The sequence below is a fragment of the Nocardia speluncae NBRC 108251 genome (genome assembly GCF_001613245.1).
GTDB lineage: Bacteria > Actinomycetota > Actinomycetes > Mycobacteriales > Mycobacteriaceae > Nocardia > Nocardia speluncae.
The window spans coordinates 1-20,344 of record NZ_BDBZ01000010.1 but is presented as its reverse complement, the minus strand read 5'-3'; the positions used below and the strand labels follow the sequence as shown (position 1 = coordinate 20,344).

Sequence of the window (20,344 nt, the reverse complement as noted above, 5' to 3'; positions counted from 1 at the left end):
GGCGCCACCGATGACGAAGAGCGCTCCAGTGCTCCATCATCCGCCACGTAGAAGATTGCCCGCCCGATCGCAATCTCCCCCGGCTCCACCGGTGCGTACACCATCCATCCGGCGGTTACCCGGTCGGCACGCAGCGCGTCCGGCGGGTAGGCGGAGGTATCCGTATCGCTTTCGGTCAGGTATCCGGTGACCCGGGCGACGGCGTCAGCGGCGGAGATCGGGTCCGGTGCCGCTACCGCGCCCATGAGGAGCTGGTAATACGCGTTATCGATATCGAAAGTCCCGTCGCCACCGAAGGCTTCCACCAGCATGCCACGTGTCACAACCCCCGCCTCGGCGGCGGCGATCAACGAGTCGACCGCTGCGACCTGCCGCTCGGTGGTCTGCTCGCCGAGCAGCCCCGTCACTATCCGGGCGACATCGGCCGCGGTGTGCAGGCCGGGGATCGCCTCGGCGAAATCGCCGGGCTCCGGCGAATCGCCGCGATGCCATCGGCCGTTTTCCCACCAATAGCAAAAGGTCAACAGGCCTCTGTTCGCTCGGTGGTTGAGCACCGGGTCGGCAACCCAATAAGGTGCGCCCCGATACAGGTCGGGCAGGGGGGCACCCCGGTTATAGGCCGCGTCCAGCTCCGGCCCATCCCATTTTCCGCCCGACAGCACCGCGCGGCCGCCGGGAAGCGTGTACAGCGAGCAACCGCTACGGGTAGCGCCCTCGAACCAGCGCATCGCCGGCATCAGGCGCGGACCCCACTGCGAGCGAGCCGCGACGAAGGCCGCCGAAAGGACCGCCCAGCGCGCGGCCATCAGCGGGAGCGGCGGTAGCGAACTGTCCGCCACCGCTGCGCCGTTACCACTCTCGCGAGCCGCCCCTGCGCGGGCGGCGGCCACCTCCGGCGGACGAAGCTGCCGATCGGCATGACGGATATGGGCAGCCAGCCAGACCGGCAGGTTTTCGCGCGGATACGCCTCGAGGTCGGCGCGATACGCCTCGGGCGCAAAGAGCTGGTCGTCCGGGAACGGTTCGGCACCGAAGTCGTAATCGACCTCGATCCGGCCTTCACTGGTGAGCGCGAAGAGCAGGCGCCACCAGGGGCCGTCGCCGAATCCGGAAGACAAGCGCCGATGGTCGCGGACCAGCGTCATCACTTCGGGTGACGGTGTCGTACGCGCTACAAGCCGCTGGTCTTCGCCGGTATAGAGGGCGGTACCGGTACTCGCGACCACGGTCGCGGCGAATACCGCGTCCAGCCGCTGCCAACCGGCCGGGCCTTCGGCGGCCAGTTTGCGGGCAACCTGATGCATGAGGGACCGGGCCTGATCACCGATACTCGGGGACACATCCGGCGTGAAACCGAGGTCGGGTTCGTTCTCTGCGGACGGCTCGGCGGCGCTGTCCGGACCGGGCACAGCCGGTCCGGTATCAGGCCCTGCCCCCGAGGGGCGGGACGGCGTATCGCCGGCTGTCGCTCCCGTGGGCGACGCCGGCTGCGACCGCTCGGATCGCCCATCGAGCGGTTCATCGCCTGGTCTGCTCATCAGGTGGCACTCCCCTCATCTGCACGCCACATGGCTGCCGGCGCAGTGAGGACGGCACAGGCAGTCCGGAATTCGAACTGTTTCATGATCGATCCTGAACGCAGTCCCGGCGGCGATCGCGCATTACGCAGGCCGCCGGAGGCCGAGGCCGGGCAGATCCAGGTCTGCGTCCCCGGCTTCGGTGTTCCACGCCTCGTAGACGAGGTCGGCAGGCTCGGCGATCGCGAATACGTCCCGGAGAGCGGTGAACACCATGGCCACGAGCTCCCGATACTGCGCGGGTGACAACGGCCAGGGCCGGTCGATCCACCAGTTGGTGTGTTCCCCACCGGGGGCCTGCCATCCGGCATCGACCAGACGCCGTGCGCCCGGCGCGCCGGCCTGCTTCCCCGGATCCAGCCAGCTGTCACCGACGACTTCGGCATACAACCGATCGTCGAACTGTTTGAACTGCGCGTATCGGGGCCCTTCGGCCTCGGCGATGATCAACACCGCACCGGCCGGCAGGGCGGCCAACTGATCGGCCAATCCCGCAGCGAGCTCCGGCCATTCGGTCACAACAACCCCTGTTCGTCCAGCTCTTCGATCGCGTCCTCGGTAGCAAGCTTTTCGTTGGTCACCAATCGCAGCGCCACCGATACTCCGAGGTCACGGAGAACCGTGGTCGTTGCCACCCCCGCCCAGCGGACCTCCGGGGTTACGCCCGGCACTTTCTTCGTGGGTGCACCGAACTCCGCTGTCAATGCCGCCGTCATCTCGGCGAAGGCCGCGCGCGACCGGCTCCGGCCTGCCGCATCATCGGTGGCGGAGCTCGTTACCTCGAGCACGATCTCGTCAGCGACCCCGTCGTCGCCGCTGACCTCGCCGCTACCACGGCCGAATCCGATATCGAGCACAACCCAGTTCGGCCTGCTGCGTTCGATCTTCCAGCCGAATTCGGTCGCCAGCTGCGCCACGTCGTCCAGCCGCCACGACCATTCGAGCGTACGCAGTCGTCCGAACAGCTCGACGAGTTCGGGGGTGCCCAACACACGCCATTCCGTCATGAGTCCTCCCTGCAGGTCGTTGTGGGTTCGAATCATGTGAAGACACTTTCGCGGCGCGAACTGTCGGTGAGCACATCGCGAATGTACGCACCGAGATCCATCTCGGCCGGTAATGCGCGGTACGTCAGCTCCGTCAGTGTCTCCCCGGCGACCGTAACCGCGAACCGAATGGTGCGCCACGCGACCTGCCCCCAATCCACCGCGACCGGACCGTCGAGCAGCACGCTGCGATCACCGACCCACAACCTCAACCTCCCTTCGTGTCCTCGGTAGAACACGACAGACACACCGCCGAGATCGCCGTATACCCCGCTCCGGTAACCCCCCAGACCGTGTCCGGCCCGCAGTGCCCCGGTTTCCGGATCGAATTCGGCCGGTACACCCGGCCCGGCGAACGGCCGTACGACCAATCCTGCACCGCCGCCGTGCCCGCCGGAATGACCGTTGTTTGCGGGCGTATTTCCATTCGGGCCGCGGCGGTTGTCCCGGCGGCCCGGCTGCGGCACGCCGGAACCGGGCGATACCGGCGGCGGAAGCACAGGTGGCGGAAGCATGGCACCGCCCGGGTCCGGCCATTGAGGCGGTCCAGGCTCATTCGGAGTGCCGGGGCCGTTCGGCGGCCACGGCGAACTCTGGAAATCGTTCGACGGCGGCACGGCCGGGTAGGGCGGGAGCGGCTCCAGATTTCCGGGAGGTGTTGTGCCCGGGCCCGGCAGAACCGGCGACCAGGGAACGTCGGGCTCCGATACCGGTGGCCCAGTTGACGGGGAAGGCTGCGAATCCGGAGGCATCGGCGGTGGTATCGGCACAGGCGGTGGCGCGGGCAGTTCCGGTGGCTCCGGCACCGGCGGCAGCGGCAACTCCGGCAGCCCAGGCGGCTGCGGCGGACCTGGCGGCTGCGGCGGACCTGGCGGCTGCGGCTGCGGCTGCGGCGGAACAGGCACAACGGGCGGCTCCGGCACAGCCGAAGGCGGTGGCGCGGGCAATTCCGGTGGCTCCGGCACCGGCGGCAGCGACAACTCCGGCGGCCCAGGCGGCACCGGCGGACCTGGTAGCACCGGCGGACCTGGTGGCACCGGCACCGGCACCGGCGGTGGCGGTGGCGGTGGCGGTGCCGGTGCCGGTGGCGGTGCCGGTGGCGGTGGCGGTGGCGGTGGCGGTGGAACAGGCACAACAGGCGGCGGTGCCGGGGCCGCAATCGGCGGAACAGGCCACGGTTTCCGTTCGTACCGGTAAGCAGGTGGGAATTCTGCTTCGTAGTCGTGCGGTGGATGCGGGATGTGCGAGCGTAGTGACGAACCGCGCCGCGGTGGCAACGGACCGTCGGCATCCGGCGCCACATCGGGGCCATCGTCGGGCGGTGCGGTATCACCGCGATCCCCCCGTATAGCCGGCTCGCCCGCGGACACAGATTCACCGGGTCCCGGTTGCGGCGGCTCCGCACGGGTTTCCGAGTCCGCTCGCGGGTGCTCCTCGCGACCGCGCGCAGGCTCGGCCGTCGGTTCGGTCACGTGCCGCGCCGCACGCTCGAACCGGTCCACGCGGTCTTGCCGAAGCTGCTGCTCATCGACCGGCAAAGTCCGATCCAGCAGATGTTCGGCTTCTCGGTCCACCGCTTCGAGGGTGGCCGGTGCCGCGTCCCGCAGCGGCAGTCCGGGTGCCGCCGTGGTCCCCGCTGTCACCTCGGCACGCTCCGCAACCTGCCCTACCGGGCCGGTGTGTGCGATCAGTTCCGCGACCGCGGCGATATCGGCGGCACGTTGCTCGACCTCGGCCCGCAGTTCCGCTTGGACCCGGGCGAGCTGGTCCGGCGTCAGCCGTTCGTCTTTGTCCAGCTTGCCGTCACGGTATTTCTCGTACACCTCGTTCCAGCGGTTCAGCTGTGCGCGTACGTCTGCCAGTTCGGGATCGTCGTCCCCGATTTCGCCGCGGCGATGGCGGGCCAGAACCTCATCCCAGCGATTCAGGTCGGCGACCGGAAGTTCGACTCCGATGGTCCGGGCGAAATCACTGTCGGCCCCACGTTCGGGAGAGGGCGGCAGGGCTGTGCGCGCGTCGAGTACCCCGAGGCGCTCCGGGACGCCGGCCAGCTCGCCGAGATCGGCGATGAGGTCGAGCAGATGACGCACTGCTTTGTCGTGTGTGGGGAATTCGCTGACTCCCACCCGCGGATCGGCGGCGTCCGCGCCGTGGATGCGGTCGTCGAAGATGTCGACTTCGCCGAGCGCCTCGAGGTGTTCGGTGAGGGCAGCGGCCAGCCGTTCGTTATCGCCTCGGCGTGGCGCCAGGTTGCGGATCGATTCGCTGACCTGGTCTACCGTGCGCACTTCCATCGTCTCGACGAGCGCATCGAGGCGGCGCAGCAACCGCGCCGTTGCAGAATCGACGGCGGCCGGATCGAGGGTGGCGAGTTCTTTCCCGTATTCGATGAGATCGTCGATCTGCTGGCGACGGCGTGCGGCCGGGGTATCCGGATGTGCGAGGGTTTCGGCTATCCGCCGCGCCGTCACCGGGCCCGTCGATTCCGGGTCGATCCGGTGGAGCATGTTCTCGCGGGCACGCTCGATATCGTGATAGGTGTCGATATCCCAGGCGGTCCGCGCGTAGTCGATGATCGATTCGATACGTGCGGCGCGGATCTCGTTGTCGACGCGGAGAGCGTCGAGTTGCGCGGCGAGCTGTTCGGGATCGGCGATTTCGCCGATGGACAGGCCCAGGCGGCGCGCGGATTCCGCCGCCTCGGCGGCGATCTGCGCATCGGTGCGGAGTTCGGGTCCGGCCACGTTCGCCGGGTCGGCGGTGGTCGGTACGACTTCGTCCGGAACCAGCCGCCAGCCCGATCCGTCGTCGATCACGGTGATATTCAGTTGCCGGCCCTCGACCACATCGGCGAAATGCCGGGCCCGCGGCGTCCCTGCGTCCGCGACGATGATCCGCTCCGGTCCGGTACCACCTGCGGGCAGGCGCTCACCCGGTCGCATGTCGATGATCTTGTACGCCACCTCCACGGTGCCGTCGCCCACTGCCGACGCCAGATCCGGATAGCATGCCAGCGCGTCGGCGAGCATCCGATCGTGTTCCAGCCGGGCGTCGAACACCACCAACCGCATCGGCGCATCCGCGGTGGAACCGGGTACCAGAGCGAGGCCGGCAGGTGTATCGAGCATTGCACCGCCCTGCGCCAGGACCCACTCCTGTGCGGCCATATCGCCGATCAGGCCGATCAACTCGGCTGTTTCGGCATCGGCCCGCAGGAATTCACCGGCGCGTTCGGCGAATGCCGTGAGTTCGCCGGCGGCCGCTTCGATACGGGCCAGCTCAGCGGCCAGCGTGGCGGCCAGATTATCGGCGTCGAGCCTGTTCAGATCGATATCCCCGAGGAGCTGCGCCCATACGGCCCGCTCGTCCCTGATCTGGTCTCGGCGCAATGCCCGTTCCAGAAAGCTACGCCGCCCGTCATCGCGACCCGGCTGGTCGGAGTCGTAGAGATCGCCCCACTCGCGGCTCGGTTCACCACCGTTGTTCACTCCACGCCAATCGAGGAGCCGCGGATCACCGCCCCGTGCGACGACAACCTCGCGCAGGAACCGCCCCAACGGGTCGGTATCGAAGAAGGAGACGCTGTCGCTGTACGGAATATCGGCGTGCTCCGCGTTATATCGCCGGGCGGCTTCGGCCAGGCCGGTCAGTGCACCGATTCGCCGAGCCTGCCGGTATTCCAGCTGATCACGGAGCAATCGAACGGCGTCCGCTGTCGGTGCGCCGAGGTCGGTGCCCATATCCTGTGCCGCAGCCCGCAGCTCATCGAGCAGGTCGTCCCGCCGAGCCACCGCATCGGAAAGTTCGGTAATCCATTCAGCGATTTCACCGGCACTGCGCAGCGGCAGAGTTGGGCCCGGTTGCGGGCCCGGTTCCTCCGGCGGGTTGGTCTCGGCCGTGAGGGGTACGGTCCGCTCATCGTCGCCGCCGGCCTCGATCGCGGCCTGCCGCCGCAGGTCGTCGAGTTCGACACCGAGTTCGGCCCGGACCAGGTCCGGGTCGGCTTCTTCCAGCCAGTACCGATATTGCTCCCCACCCTCGGTCGGTGGCGGATCGTATTCGCCACTACGGTCGGCGACGCGTGCGGTCAGCCGGCGCAGAAACGGCAGGACCTCCCGTTTGCGGAACAGCTCGACGGTCTCCTTGAGAATCCGCGCGGGACTGAATTTGGTATCGACGACCTCGTACTCGTCGCCCGGGGCAGGCGAAGGATCCTTTTCCTGCCGCACCGGTACACCCGCCATATCGCTGAGCATCGATTGTCCGGCACTGTCGATTCCGGAACCGGACGGATACTTCGGCGCCTGCCCCCCGTACGCGGTATCGCGCAACCGATCCCAGATCCGCCGCACCAGTGATTTCGGCCCCACAGCTCGGCTCGGGTCCGCTCCGGGTACCGGCACCGGCAACCGTTCGGGTTCCTCGACCCGCCAGGTTCCGTCATCGGCGGCGACCAGGCGCGTCCCGAGTCGCTCCCCCTCGATCTCGACCGTGAATCGGCGGGTATCGCCGGTTCCTGTCCCATGCGCACGCGGGACGGCGCGAGCCGCATCCGCGAGCGCGGCGATATCGCCGGCCATCCGATGCGTTCGGATGCGCGCTTCGGCCGGCAGAGTCTGCGGATCCCGGGCCGGCGCGGCCGGGTCGACCCCGAGGCGCCGCGCCCAGGCATCGCGGGTCGATTCGAGCTGAGAACGCACACCGGGATCGGGTTCGGCGAGCACCCGCTGGGTAGCTGCGGCCAATGCTTCGACCGCCGCCGCACGCAGCAGCACGCGATAGCGCAACTCCGATACGGTCGCGCCCAGGTTGTCCGGTGTCAGCGCGGCAGCGTCCAGCCCGAAAGCTCGCGCGAGCACCGCCACCGTCTCTTCGGCCGACTCCACCCGTGGCATCGCCTGCGCCGGATCCGGGACACCGGCGGCGGGATCCTCCGGTACTCCGCGCCCGGGTCGCGCCGGATCGCCGAAGCTCGCGTCGGCCACGGCCGGGGGGACTGCCTCGGTGGCGGGCAGCGCATTGTGCGCAAGCTCTTCTACCGGCAACCCGGCATGCTGGAGTTCGTCCCGGATCTGCCGTGCGGTTTCGGCGTCGGCCTCGTTGTGCCAGTATTCCTCGTCGCCGTAACGCTCGGTCGCGGTGAGCTCCGCGAAATCGGCGGGATAACGCATCCGCGGCGCGCGTTCCACATCATCGAGGAACCCACGCGCAAGGGCGATTTCGGCCAGTTCGGTGAGCGCGGCAGCGGGGTCGCGTAATTCACCGAACACCGCTTCCAGTCCGAGTGCGGCAGCCAACCGGCGCATCCGCTCGGCATCCTCGCTTGTGGGCGTCGGCGCATCGAGTTGACCGGGCCGATCTGCCTCGGCACGCAGAAATGCCGCGAGATCGCGCAGCGGATCGCCGGTGAAGGGACCACTCCCCCCGGGTTCGTCTGCGGGCCGGGGCGGTCCGCCCGGAGGTGGTTGCCCGTCCGACCCCGCTCCGCTGCCGGAACGCGTGGCCTCGTCCGGGCTCTGGGTGTCCGGTGCCGGGTGCGGCTCACGCACCGCCGCACCGGGCGACGCGGGCGGACGTTGCGGTGGCGTCGAACCAGGGTCGTGTGGTGACCCATCGGGATCGTCCGGCGGCACCGGCGGTTGCGGTGTGTCCGGCGGGTTCTCGCCCGCCGCCGGGCCCAACATCCGATGTAACCATTCGGCCCGCTCCCCAGCCATGCGCGCGGACCACTCCGCCAGCTCGGCCCGCTGGCCGGCCGCCCAATTCTCCGGTTCGGCGTCGGCCAGGCGGCGGAGCTGCGCGGCGCGCCACTCCGACCGCCACGCGGCGCGATCCGCTTGCACACGGCGTAGCCAGTCGACCCGTTCCCGCTCCATTTTCGCCAGCCATTGCGCTTGTTCGGCATGGAATCGCAGTGGGTTGTCGCCCGGATACGCGGCCGCCATTTCCCGGTACCAGTCGGCATGGTCGGCCGCCATGCGGGCCGCCCATTCGGCTTGTTCCAGCTCCATCCGGTCGAACCAGGAAGCGTCCGGACCGTCCGGGTCGTCCAGGTAGTCGGCCGGACGTGGCTCGGGCCGCCCGCTGCCGAGCACGGATTCGTCGCCTGCGGTTCCGGAAGGCCCCTCGGGCTCGCCCGGGTCCGGCGACAACGGTGGTCCAGCGGGGCCGGGCGGATCCGGTGGTGTGCCGTCGCCCGCCGCCGGCGGCGGCCCTTTGGTCGAGTCCGGCCCGGTGGTCGAGTCCGGGCCGTCCGGCGAGCCCGGCAGCGGGGCCGGCCCCGGCTCCGGGGGAAGCAGCGGTTGCGGCTGCACCGGTTCCGGGGCGTACGGCCGGCCGGCACGCCAGTCGGTCAGCGGCGGACGGTCCGCGTCCCAGTGGTATCCGAGACGGATCGCATGGGCGTTGGCCTGTTTCCAGGTGGCCAGCGGATGTTCGGCCAGGTACCGGGCTTCGATCAATGCGTCGCGCAGAAGCACGAAATCCTGCGGTAGCGGCGCACCGGCCTGCAGCCGGTTCCATGCTTCGGCGACATCGGCGAGTTGATCCATCGGCCGCATAACGAAACCCGCTGCGGGGTCGGTGTAGTCACGGATCCGGTGTTCGTCGCGCATCAGATGGTTCTTGATCCGTAGCAGGTCGTCCCGGGAGAATTCGGGAACCTCGACTCGCATACTCGGGGCCAATCGATCGACGATGGCATCGGGATCGACCGGTCGCACGATCTCGTCCGGATCCGCCCCCGGCACGATCTCTGCGGGATCGACCACACCCAGCAGCATTTCCCGGATCTGCCCGACGGTATCGCGGATCGCACCGGCGTCCGCGGAATCGAACCGGTCCGCCAGCTCGCCGGCCACTAGATCGATCGCGGTTTCGATACGCGCCAGCTGCGCGGGCACGTCACCGTTCGGATCGATCCCGCCCAGTTCGCGGACCAATCGCGCGCGGACCGTGTCGACGATTTCACGTGCCGCCGACTCTTGTTCGTTCCGCCGGTGCCGGTCCAACCCGTCGGTGATTCGGTCGATATCGCTGTCGTCACTGCGGAAACGGTCATATTCGGTATCGGCCCATTGCTGGACCTCACGCCATGCCGCGATATCCCGTTCCCACTGGCGGCGCAATCCATCGGGAATCTCGGCACCGGCCTGCGGTGGCGTGTGGTCGCTGCGCTCCCAGCCGCGGTGCAGCGGCTGGACATCGCGTTCCGGTGGCGCGAACCATTCGTAGTCGCGGAAGACGGTGCCGAAGGGCGGCAGCTTCTGCAACCAGGGGCGCTCCTGTACCCACCGGCCGATCTCGGGGTGCCGCTGGATCCAGTTCTTGACGGCCGGGTGTTTCGGCACGAGCGCCGCCATCAGCAGCAATCGCACGATGTTGTACGAGTCCGCACCCCAGTGCTGGGTGAAGATATCCTTCGGATCGACGCCGGAGGTGTCGTACTGCTGCGGCGCCTGGGGGGCGTTGACCGGCAGCGTGCTTTCGGGAATCTTCCCCGCGGGAACATCGTCGGCGGGCAGCGTGATGTCGTTGACGACGTCCGTCATCGCCCACCCGCTGACGCCGTCGGGAGGATCTTTGGGGGTGAACTTCTTCGGAGGTGAATTGCCGTCGCGGCCCGTTCGCCAGCTGGGACGGCTCGGGTCCACTGTGTGCACCGTCCCGGAGCTGTCACGCCAGGTCGTGATATCGAGCCGGCGGCCGGCCACCCAGCCGGTGCTCAGGTGCTCCACCTCGGGCGGATCCATTTCCTCCACCCGCCGGTCGTCCGTACGGTCGGCCAGTACCCGCCGGTATTCGACCGTCGTCTCGGGACGCACCATGGCTTGCGCCGTGGCCGGGTCGCGGCGCAGCGCGTCTGCCAATGCCCTGTCGTGATCCCCCCGTGGAGCGGCCGGGTCCGGACGGGGGCCGAATACGATGATGCGTGGGGCATCACCCTCCACCAGACCCACCCGATCGGTCACCGTCCGACCGCCCGCTGCCTCGGCGAGTGCCCGCCATACCCCCGCGACACGGGCCATCTCGTCCTGGATCCGGCCGATGCGGTTGTGTGCGTCGTTCACATCACGTGCGGCATCCGCCAACCCTTCGAGATCACGGAGAGTGGCCGCGAGCTCGTCCGTGGACAGACGACCTTCGGTGTGTGCCTGTTGTGCACGGTCCCGCGAGGCGGCCACCGTACCGGCCAACCGCTCCGGAGTCAGTGTCTGCTCCGGGTCTCCCACGTTCAGCCGTCCGGCCAGATCGTCGCGCATGGACCGCCGTGGTTTGATCCGATGCAGTTCGGTGGCACGCTCACGCGCCAGGCGCTCCAGCTCTGCGACGATATCCGCTGGTTGCGGCCGGCCCAGCCCTTCGGCGGCCCGGTCCATACCCGCAATCCGCTGATCGATGTCACGCAGCGCGTTTGTGAGGTCGTCGAATCGTTCGCTGTCGGCGATCAGTTTTTCGAGCAGCGTCCGGCGGACTTCCTGTTCCTGACCGCTGACCGGGTGCCGGTTGCTGTGCGGTGCCTCGTCCATACCGCCGGCGTGCTGGACGGTTTCGACCCGGGTCTGCTCCTCGAGCCCGAGAATCGTCTCCTCCCGAACATCCGGATCCCGGTCGGCCCAGGCGCCGGGCTCCTCGATGCCGAGATTGCGCGCGCGGTCGGTGAGTTTGGCGCGAATGAATTCGCGCTCCCTGGTCAGGGTCTGTCGTTCGCCCAGCAATCGGTCGTATTCGACTCGGTCGGCTACCAGCCGCACTTGCTCGTCGACTCGTTGCCACCGAGGTGCGAGTTCGGCGAGGTCGTCCACCCGCCGGCTGTCTTCGGTATCGAGATCTCGGCCGGTGAGGTCGCGGATCGTCGCCTCGATCCGATGCGGTTCCCAGGCGCCCGGGCCCACATCGGTGCGCAGACCGCGCACGATTTCGGCTATCTGCCCGGACAATTCGTCGCGGCGGGCGATGGCATCGGCCAGTACATCGTCAACCGCGCGGTTCGGCCGCGTACCCTCGTCGCGCGGGGGTTGTCCGGCCTGATCCTCCGACGTCCCGGGTTCGTGGCCGGTCCGGTCCCGGTCGGATGCCGATCCGCCGGGCGGAACATCGGGCCGGCTACCGATACTCGGTTCCCTGGTGATTCCCCCGATATTGTCGATGTCGACCGGCAGTCGCCCCGGCGGCTCGGCGGGATTCAGGTCGAACCGGCCGGCCTTGACCTTTCCATTCTCACGCGCATGTACCTTGTGGTATTCGATATCCAGAGCGCCGCGCTGGTGTGCCCTCTTCAGTTCCTCTACTGCTTCGAGCAGCGCCTTGCCCTGGGGGCTCTCCGGATCGATACCGCGCGCGCTCAGTGGGTCGTCGAGCAGCTTGATCAGGTTGATATCGATTTTCAGGGTACGTCGTAGATATTCGGGCGAACCCTGCTGAGCATTCACCCATTCACGCTTCTGCTCGTCGTACACCTCGGCTGTTTCGAGCTTCCCTTCCCGCCCCCCTTTCGCCTCGATGACAACCAGTTTCGGTGGTTTTCCGTTCGCTGCCGGCACAAAAACCGCGATATCGACGACATTCGCTCCGTCGAATGCTCTGTCGTGCGGAGCAAGTAGTACCGCACCCGGCCGGTCGAGGGGATCGAGCGCGTAGACAACGCCGGCCGCTTCGCCCATTCGCTTGGATGCATTCACCAAATCCACTGCCAGCGCGTGGTATTCACCGGACAGACGCTTCAGGTCCCGGAACGCATCTGCCAGATCGTCACGTTGGGCACGAGAAAGACTTCCATCGGCCTCGATCTCGGCGTGCATGCGCTCGAGCTCGACCGCGAACTTCTTCGTCGACAATCGGATTACGTCGTCGGCGGACTGGTATACGTGCCCGTTGTTTCCTGCTCGGGGGCGGTCTATTCCGTATTTCGCGGCCGCGTCTTTGAATACGGCCGCAGGCCCTTTGATTGCACGGTATATTTCATTACGCCGTGATTCTATCCGATTACGGTCTCCCAGTGCACTCTTCCATTTACCGATCCACTCGGATCGCACCGTGGAGTCGGCCGGCTCACCACGCGCACCCGAATCCGGGATCGCGTAAGGTTTCTGCGGCCCCGGGTCGGCGGGGAACTCGACCGACTTCCCGCCGTCCTGTTTGGCGAAGCGCCCGGTCTTCTCATCGATCAAACCGGCTGTCGTGCGGTACGTCCCCGGCCGATCACCCAGCCTGTGCCATTTGCCGGGGTCCTGCTCGTTGCGGAATGTACCTTCGAGATCGCCCGGTTTGTGCAGCAGCACGTCGACTTCGTCCCGGTAGGTATCCGCCGGATCACCCGGTTTGTGCAGCAGCCCGTCCGCGCTACGGAATGTCCCCGGCGGATCGCCCTCGGCGTGCAGCTCCCCGTCTTCGCCGCGGGACATATCCTCCGGCGACCGGCGACCGATCCCCGGGCCGGACTCGTCGGCCGGCAACGTCGATTCGGCGAACGGGTACCGGTGCCCTGTATCCCCCTCGCGACGCCCGCCGGCAGCGTCCCAGAGACCATCGGCCTCGTCCCGGTGCCGGTCTGCGTTCGCTTCGGCCTGGTCGGCGCGTCGACGGTCGGCCGCCGCATCATCGGGCCGGCCGGTCGCGTCGAGGCCGTCTGCGCGGCCGCGTAGATACTGCGCCCGGTTGGTCTCCAAACGGGCGTGGATATCTGCTCGTTCAGCACGCATCCGGGCCGCGAATTCGCCGGGAGTTTCACGCGGCCGCCGATTGTCTCCGTACTCCTGGTCACCGGCGTGCAGATAGCGTTCGTTGGTGGGGCGGACACGAATATCGGCCGCGCCCGGTCGCACCGCATTGCCCGCCCCGTCGAACAGGATCGCCGAAGCCGATCGGAGGTCGGCCGGAGTATCCGGTGGAAACCCTTTGCGCTGCCCCGCCGCCGGGTCCGACACTTCGATCCGGTATTCGCCGGTCTCCGGGTCCATCCGCACCGTGAGCGAATAGGCGTGTGCACCGACGCCGTGCTCGTCCACCGGGGTGGCGTATTCGTCGACGATCAGAGCCCGCGGACCGCGTCCTTCGGCGATATCGGCGGGGTCCATCTGCGCGGCCATCCGCAGCAGTTCGTCGGCTACGCTCTGGTGTCGCGGCAGATCCTCACCCATGTCCGGAAAGTCGTACAGCCGGCCACCAGCGGCCGCTTCCAACTCGGAACGAGTCATACCACCGGGCCCGACCGGATCCCGGGGTGGATTGATCCGGTCGCTGCCGGTTTCGCTCTGGATCTCCGCGAGAGTCAAGCGCCCGCATTCCCCGCGATTGCGCGGGTCTCGGGGTGTCTCGGGCTCATCCGGGTTGCGAACCGGATCGTCACGCACAGTGTTTTCGTCGCGACCGGGCGTACGCTGCTCGCCCTCGGTCCGCGGGTTGCGCATTTCCCCCGACGGGGACGTATCACGAGGCCCGGTACCGCGGTCAGCGGCCGGACCGGACGGATCGGCGAACGTCGTCGGTACCGGCACGACATCGTCGGGACCGAGTTGTCCGTCGCGATAGCCGACCTGAGGTTCATTGCGTGCAGGATCCGGCTGCTGCGCCGCGTCGGTCCGGCCGATATCGGCACCATCGGATTCGGACGGTCCGGGCTCCGTCCGGCCCGCACGGAGCCCGCTGTCGGTACCTGGGTACGGCGCCCGAGACGAAAGCCCCGAGCGCTCACCGATACCGGCCCTGGGGCGGGTACCGCTGCCGTCGGTGTTCCCGGATGACGTCCGGGGTTCGGCCGGCGACGAAGCGGTGGTCCTCGCCTCGCCGGGGGCGGCGGACGAATTCGGCGGGCCCTGTACTGCCGGGCCGGAGCCGGGCGAGGCAGGAGCCCCCGCGCCGGGCGCAGGACCGGCCGTCGTGCCGGCGCCCGCCGGCGCTCCCGAGGTCATCGCGCTCGGGGTGGAAGCCGGTGTATTCGTGAGCGGCGACGCCCCGGTGATCGGATCGGCTCCGGTATCGGCGGATCCCGGAGTACGGTCAACCGATCCGGACAGCTCGCCGTCACCTCGTGGCGCGGCCGGGCTCTCGTCTACCGGGCCGTCCTGCCGCCCGGCGGTGATACCCGGCTCCTCGGACTGCTGCGGCCGACCGTCCGACGATTCCGCCGGCAGGCCCGCACGGGATTCGCTCCGACCGGCCTCATCACCGCCGGACTCCCGGTGCCCACCAAGGCTTTCCGTCTCCGCCTGGGGCGGCTGTTGTGGATCCGTGGTCCGGTCGCCGTTGTCCGCGGACGGACTACTTGTCTCCGCTGTCCGGGGCGCCCCGGTCTCCCCGGGATCATTGCCACCAGTGGATGACCGGTCACCCGCGCTGTTCTGCGTGCCGGAATCCGATGCGGCCGAATCACCTGTTTCCGGGGCCGAGTCGCCTCGTGACCCGCCGCCGGCCGGTGCCGTCGATCGCGCTTGCGAGGCCCCGGACCCGTCAGAAGTTCCCGAGGGAACCGAGCTCCTCCCGGCATCAGCACCACCGGAGCCGTCCGCGCCCGGTGGCCGCCCGCCGATTCCCGGCCCGGGCCCCGTGACGACATCGTTGAACCGGGACGTGAAGGACTGGTGGTCCGGGTTGAACATGCCGACACCGAGGGAACTGTAGGCATGGTTCGCGCCGAATTTACCCAGCCCGGTGAGCATTCCGTTGGACGCCCCGGCGCTGAACATCAGCGGGCCGAACTGGGCGGGTAGCGAGGAGTAGGCCTGGCTCGCGGCCTCGCCCCAGCTCACTGCGTTCTCCCCCGTGGCACTTGCCACGATCTGCGCCGGAATCGCGGCGCCCAGACCCGCGAACGCACCGACAAGGCCCGCACCGGCCCCGGTGATGCCCGCTTTGAGGTACTGCTGAGGCATGGTCAGCGGCGGCGGGGCGCCGTTGACGTCCACGCCACCCAGCATGTTGTCCAGACGGCGGCCGAGCATATCTGCGAAGGGCCCGGCAGCAGCACCGCCCGCGGCCGAACTCACTGCGGTGACCGCCACCTGATCCCAGTTGATCTCGTCGCGGTGCCCGGCCCCCACCTGGTACTGCTGGATGGCCAGTTCCTGCATCGTGCCGATGATCGTGTCGATCGCGACATGCCGCAGCAGGAAATTCACGACTCGGTTCGCGATCAATTTGGTAAGAGCCCGAGCGATCGCCTGCACCACCCGCTGTCCGAGGATCCGGACGGCGACCCTGGTCAAGGCAATCGCCGCCCCCTGTACCAGGGGCGCGGTGGGCGGCCAGATCCATGCCGCCGCGATTTCCGCCGCCAGCAACGCCAGCGACGAGATGTACATCAGCTTCGTGTATTCGATCTCGGTGCCGGTGTTGTAGGCGGAATCACCGATGTTCTCGAAATATTCGGCCAATTTGGGCAGGGATTGATCCTTGTCGGATCCGTCGCCGGAGATGAGGCTGTCGAAAGCCGCGATCATCTCCTCGACCCCGTCACCCTCCGGATACGCCGCCATCGACGCGTTCTTGGCATCGATGATGTCGGGAACGATGTCTTCGAGCGAGGCGGCTGCGGTACGCCAATCCCCGCCCAGCCCCCACATTTCGTCTTCGTTTCCGGTGGGCCACTCCACGCCGGCGATGAGCGAAAGACTCTGCGCCCATCCCGGCAGTTCGATCATCTCGAATTACCCTGCTCACCAGCTGGAATCGGTGACCGAGCCACCTCGTCCACGCGAATCTCCGGCCGTGTTGTCCGGCGCCGCACTACCATCGGAGATCATCTGGGCGTCAAGGCTGTTCGGTCGCGTAACGGGAGCTTCCACGGAACCCGGTATCTCGACTCCTGCCAGATCTTCGACGAGGTCGGATAGTTTCGGCAGCCTCGCGCGCTGGTTCTCCAAAGGGGCCATCAGCCCGGCCGTCTCCCGGGCCACCTCGACGCAGGCACGCTGCGCCGCCTCGATCACAGCCTTGGCGATCTCGGAGTACGTCAATTCGTCGATATCCGAGGAGAATTTGACGTCGATCACCTTGTTGTCAGCGTTTACCGTGACCTTGACCTTCTTACCGCGGGCGGTCGCGGTGGCGGTGAGTTCGGCGCGTCGCTGCTGGAGTCCGGCTATGGTGCGCATCTGCTCCTGCACGCCGTCCAGAATCGCCGCGAGATCGGCCTTGGCTCGCTCGTTGGTCATTATCGCCTCCGCACCCCTGCTGTCGCTCGATCAGCGGAGGCCGTCGCGGTTGCCGTCTTCCATATCGCGCAACAGGTCAGCGCTCTCGACCTGACCGTCGTGGAAACTGTCGAATGTCCCCGCCACGTTCTCCGCACCTTCGATCAGATTGTCACGCGCGGTGGTGTATCCGGGATTTCCGCCCTGCCCGTCGGCAAAAGTTTCACCGAGCGAATCGGTGCCCCAGGGCGCCCCGCGAGACGCGATAGAGGTGTTCAGGGTATCGACTACTCCCTGAATTCTGTCCCGTACAGCACCGGTTTTCGCCGCGGCGCGTCGGAAGGCTTGTTCGTCGTAATCGACATTCTGTCCCTCGCCCATGGCGTCCACTCCTCCCGGTGGGCGCGGTTCCTCCGCACCACGAGTGTATTCCGTCCGACGATGACAGTCGAGAACGAATGACACGTGACATGGAGATTAACGGCCCACAATCGGCACCCGGCATGATCGACGGCGTGCGCGCACTACTACAACGAGTGACCTCGGCTCGGGTGTCGGTCGGCGACGAGGTCGTCGCCCACATCGATCCGGCCGGAGACAATCTGCCCCATGGAATCGTCGCGCTGGTCGGCGTGACACACGACGATACCGATGCCACCGCCCGCCAATTGGCCGAAAAAGTCTGGCGCCTACGCATTCTCGACGGCGAACGCAGCGCCGCCGATCTGGGCGCGCCGATTCTGGTCGTCAGCCAGTTCACCCTGTATGCCGACACCCGGAAGGGCAGGCGCCCCTCCTGGTCCGCGGCTGCCCCGGGAACGGTGGCCGAACCGCTGGTCGATACCTTCGCCGAAACGCTCCGCAGTCTGGGCGCCCCGGTCGCCCAGGGGCGTTTCGGAGCGGATATGCAGGTGGAACTCACCAACGACGGCCCGGTGACGGTCATGCTGGAACTCTGATACCAGTCCGGCTTCACCGCTCCTATGCGGTAGGCATGCCGGCAGATGCGGCCACCGTCGCGGGTGCTGACGAAGCGCCCTGTTCTGCCCAGTGCCAACAGGATCCAGCACCGCCCGACACGATCGACCAGCGGCACAGGAGACGATAGTGTTCCTAGCCGGAATCGGATGGACGCAGTGTCAGGATCCGGGGGCCGTCCTCGGTAACCGCGACCGTGTGCTCCCAATGCGCCGCGCGCGAACCATCGGTGGTCACCACGGTCCAGTCGTCGTCCAGCACTTTGGTATCCGAGGTGCCCAAGGTGAGCATCGGTTCGATCGCCAGCACCGAGCCGACCACCAGCCGCGGCCCCCTACCCGGCTGCCCCTCGTTCGGCAGGAAGGGATCGAGATGCATTTCGCGACCGATGCCGTGCCCGCCGTAACCGTCGACAATGCCGTATGGGCGATCGTGCTCGGCTTCCGCGGCCCGGGTACCCAGCTCGATCGCGTGCGAAATATCGGTGAGCCGATTGTCCGGCACCATGGCCGCTATCCCCGCGACCATCGACTTCTCGGTGGCTTCGCTCAGCATCCGATCGGCTTCCGAAACTTCGCCCACACCGAACGTCCACGCCGAATCACCGTGCCAGCCGTCCAGGATCGCACCGCAATCGATGGACACCAGATCTCCCGGTGCCAAGATCTCGGACTCGGTCGGGATACCGTGCACCACCCGATCGTTCACCGATGCGCAGATCGAGGCCGGGAAGCCGTGGTATCCCTTGAAGGACGGGACCGCACCTGCGTCCCGGATCACCTGCTCGGCAACCCGGTCCAGTTCGAACGTCGACACTCCGGGCGCGGCGGCGGCGCGGACCGCCACCAATGCGCGGCCGACGATCGCACCGGCCGCCGCCATGGCATCGAGCTCACCGGCGGTGCGGAACGGCACAACCTTCTTGTTCTTACGACCGAAGACCACGGTTCTCCCTCGTCGAAGGATCGGCTCCGGACCCGGAAACCGAGCTAACCGGTCGTGGCATTACGGCCCAATGCCTCCAGGGCGCGCGCGTTGACCTCGTCGACCTCACCGATACCGTCCACCGAGACGACCAGGCCGTCGTAGTGCTTCAGCAGCGGTTCGGTCTCATCGCGGTAGACCCGCAGCCGGGTCCGGATGGTTTCCTCGTTGTCGTCGGAGCGACCCCGCGAGAGCATCCGTTCGACCACGGTGTCCTCGGACACCACGAAGCACAGCACCGCATCGAGCTCGCTGCCCAGTTCGTCGAGGATCTTCGACAGCGCATCGGCCTGATCGACCGTGCGCGGATATCCGTCGAGGACGAAACCGCGCGCGGCATCGGGTTCGGCGACCCGGGACCGGACCATTCGGTTGGTCACATCGCTGGGCACCAGCTCGCCGGCGTCCATATAGCGCTTGGCCTCGAGGCCGAGCGCCGTCTGCTCGCTGATATTCGCGCGGAAGAGGTCCCCCGTGGAGATGTGCGGTACGCCCAGCTTTTCCGATAGCAGCACGGCTTGAGTGCCCTTGCCCGCTCCCGGCGGCCCGAGTAGTACGACTCTCACTTGAGGAACCCTTCGTAATTGCGATTCATGAGTTGGCTTTCGATCTGCTTCACGGTGTCCAGGCCGACACTCACCATGATGAGTACGGCGGTACCACCGAACGGCAGATTCTGTACCCCGCCGGACGAGGAGCCCATATCGAGGAACACGTTCGGCAGAACGGCGACCAGGCCGAGATAGATGGAGCCGGGCAGGGTGATGCGGCTCAGCACGTAGGTGAGATGGTCGGCCGTCGGCTTACCGGGGCGGTAGCCCGGGATGAAGCCGCCGAACTTCTTCATTTCGTCTGCGCGTTCCTCCGGGTTGAAGGTGATCGCGACGTAGAAGTAGGTGAAGAAGACAATAAGCCCGAAGTAGATCGCGATATACACCGGGTTGCTGGGGTTCACCAGGTACTTCTGGATGATCTCCTGCCACCAGCTGGGGTCCTCGGCGGTGTTGGACCCGGTGAGCTGTGCGATCAGGTTCGGTAGATACAGCAGCGAAGACGCGAAGATGACCGGGATGACGCCGGCCTGGTTCACCTTGAGCGGCAGATAGGTCGACGAACCGCCGTACATCTTGCGGCCCACCACGCGCTTGGCGTACTGGACCGGGATCCGGCGCTGCCCCTGCTCCACGAAGATAACCGCCACGATGATGGCGAATGCGGCCACACACACCAGCGCGAACACGATGTTGCCGCGGCTGTCGAGAATGTTCTTGCCCTCGGTGGGGATTCGGGCGGCGATACCGGCGAAGATCAGCAGCGACATACCGTTGCCGACACCACGTTCGGTGATCTGCTCACCGAACCACATCACCAGGGCAGCGCCCGCGGTCATCACCAGAACGATGATGACCATGCCGAAGATACTGGTGTCAGCGAGAATATCCTGCTGACAGCCCTGGAGCAGCTGGCCGCGCGCGGCCAGCGCGACGAGACCCGTGGCCTGCAGAACCGCCAGTGCGATCGACAGATACCGGGTGTACTGCGTCATCTTGGTTTGGCCGGCCTGGCCTTCTTTACGCAGTTCCTCGAACCGTGGAATGACCACGGTGAGCAGCTGGACGATGATGCTCGC

The 20,344-nt window shown here is 67.4% G+C and carries 10 protein-coding genes; 1 reads left to right on the top strand and 9 read right to left on the bottom strand.

The window, feature by feature from the left end:
- The 6 genes from NS6_RS13100 to NS6_RS13075 all read right to left on the bottom strand — a co-directional run.
- A partial coding sequence (locus NS6_RS13100; RefSeq protein WP_068041082.1) for a hypothetical protein occupies positions 1 to 1,409 on the bottom strand: 1,409 nt, incomplete at its 3' end.
- A 252-nt stretch (positions 1,410 to 1,661) separates the two neighbouring features.
- Positions 1,662 to 2,096 (bottom strand): TY-Chap domain-containing protein, encoded by a 435-nt coding sequence (locus tag NS6_RS13095; protein ID WP_068041080.1) that lies wholly within the window; start codon positions 2,094 to 2,096, stop codon positions 1,662 to 1,664.
- Positions 2,093 to 2,584 carry a DUF6301 family protein gene (locus NS6_RS13090; protein WP_068041078.1) on the bottom strand — a complete coding sequence of 164 codons (492 nt, stop codon included), beginning with the start codon at positions 2,582 to 2,584 and terminating at the stop codon, positions 2,093 to 2,095. The genes NS6_RS13095 and NS6_RS13090 overlap by 4 nt, the downstream gene beginning before the upstream one ends.
- A 32-nt stretch (positions 2,585 to 2,616) precedes the next feature.
- The gene (locus tag NS6_RS13085; protein WP_068041077.1) at positions 2,617 to 16,260 is read right to left on the bottom strand and encodes a WXG100-like domain-containing protein; all 13,644 of its coding nucleotides are present in this window, start codon (positions 16,258 to 16,260) and stop codon (positions 2,617 to 2,619) included.
- A 15-nt stretch (positions 16,261 to 16,275) separates the two neighbouring features.
- Positions 16,276 to 16,773: a YbaB/EbfC family nucleoid-associated protein gene (locus NS6_RS13080; protein ID WP_068041075.1), complete on the bottom strand. Its 498-nt coding sequence runs from the start codon at positions 16,771 to 16,773 to the stop codon at positions 16,276 to 16,278.
- A gap of 30 nt (positions 16,774 to 16,803) precedes the next feature.
- Entirely contained in the window at positions 16,804 to 17,133 is a 330-nt protein-coding gene (locus NS6_RS13075) for a hypothetical protein (protein WP_068041073.1), read from the bottom strand.
- Between the two features lie 134 nt (positions 17,134 to 17,267).
- Between NS6_RS13075 and dtd the strand changes: the two genes are divergently transcribed.
- Positions 17,268 to 17,711: a D-aminoacyl-tRNA deacylase gene (gene dtd, locus NS6_RS13070; protein ID WP_068041084.1), complete on the top strand. Its 444-nt coding sequence runs from the start codon at positions 17,268 to 17,270 to the stop codon at positions 17,709 to 17,711.
- A gap of 154 nt (positions 17,712 to 17,865) precedes the next feature.
- Here the strand turns inward: dtd and map are convergent, their stop codons facing one another.
- The 3 genes from map to secY all read right to left on the bottom strand — a co-directional run.
- Positions 17,866 to 18,675: a type I methionyl aminopeptidase gene (gene map / locus NS6_RS13065; RefSeq protein ID WP_068041071.1), complete on the bottom strand. Its 810-nt coding sequence runs from the start codon at positions 18,673 to 18,675 to the stop codon at positions 17,866 to 17,868.
- A 44-nt stretch (positions 18,676 to 18,719) separates the two neighbouring features.
- Positions 18,720 to 19,280, bottom strand: a complete 561-nt coding sequence (locus tag NS6_RS13060; protein WP_068041069.1) for an adenylate kinase — start codon at positions 19,278 to 19,280, stop codon at positions 18,720 to 18,722.
- On the bottom strand, positions 19,277 to 20,344 hold a 1,068-nt coding region (gene secY, locus NS6_RS13055), incomplete at its 5' end, for a preprotein translocase subunit SecY (protein ID WP_068041067.1). The genes secY and NS6_RS13060, both read right to left, overlap by 4 nt.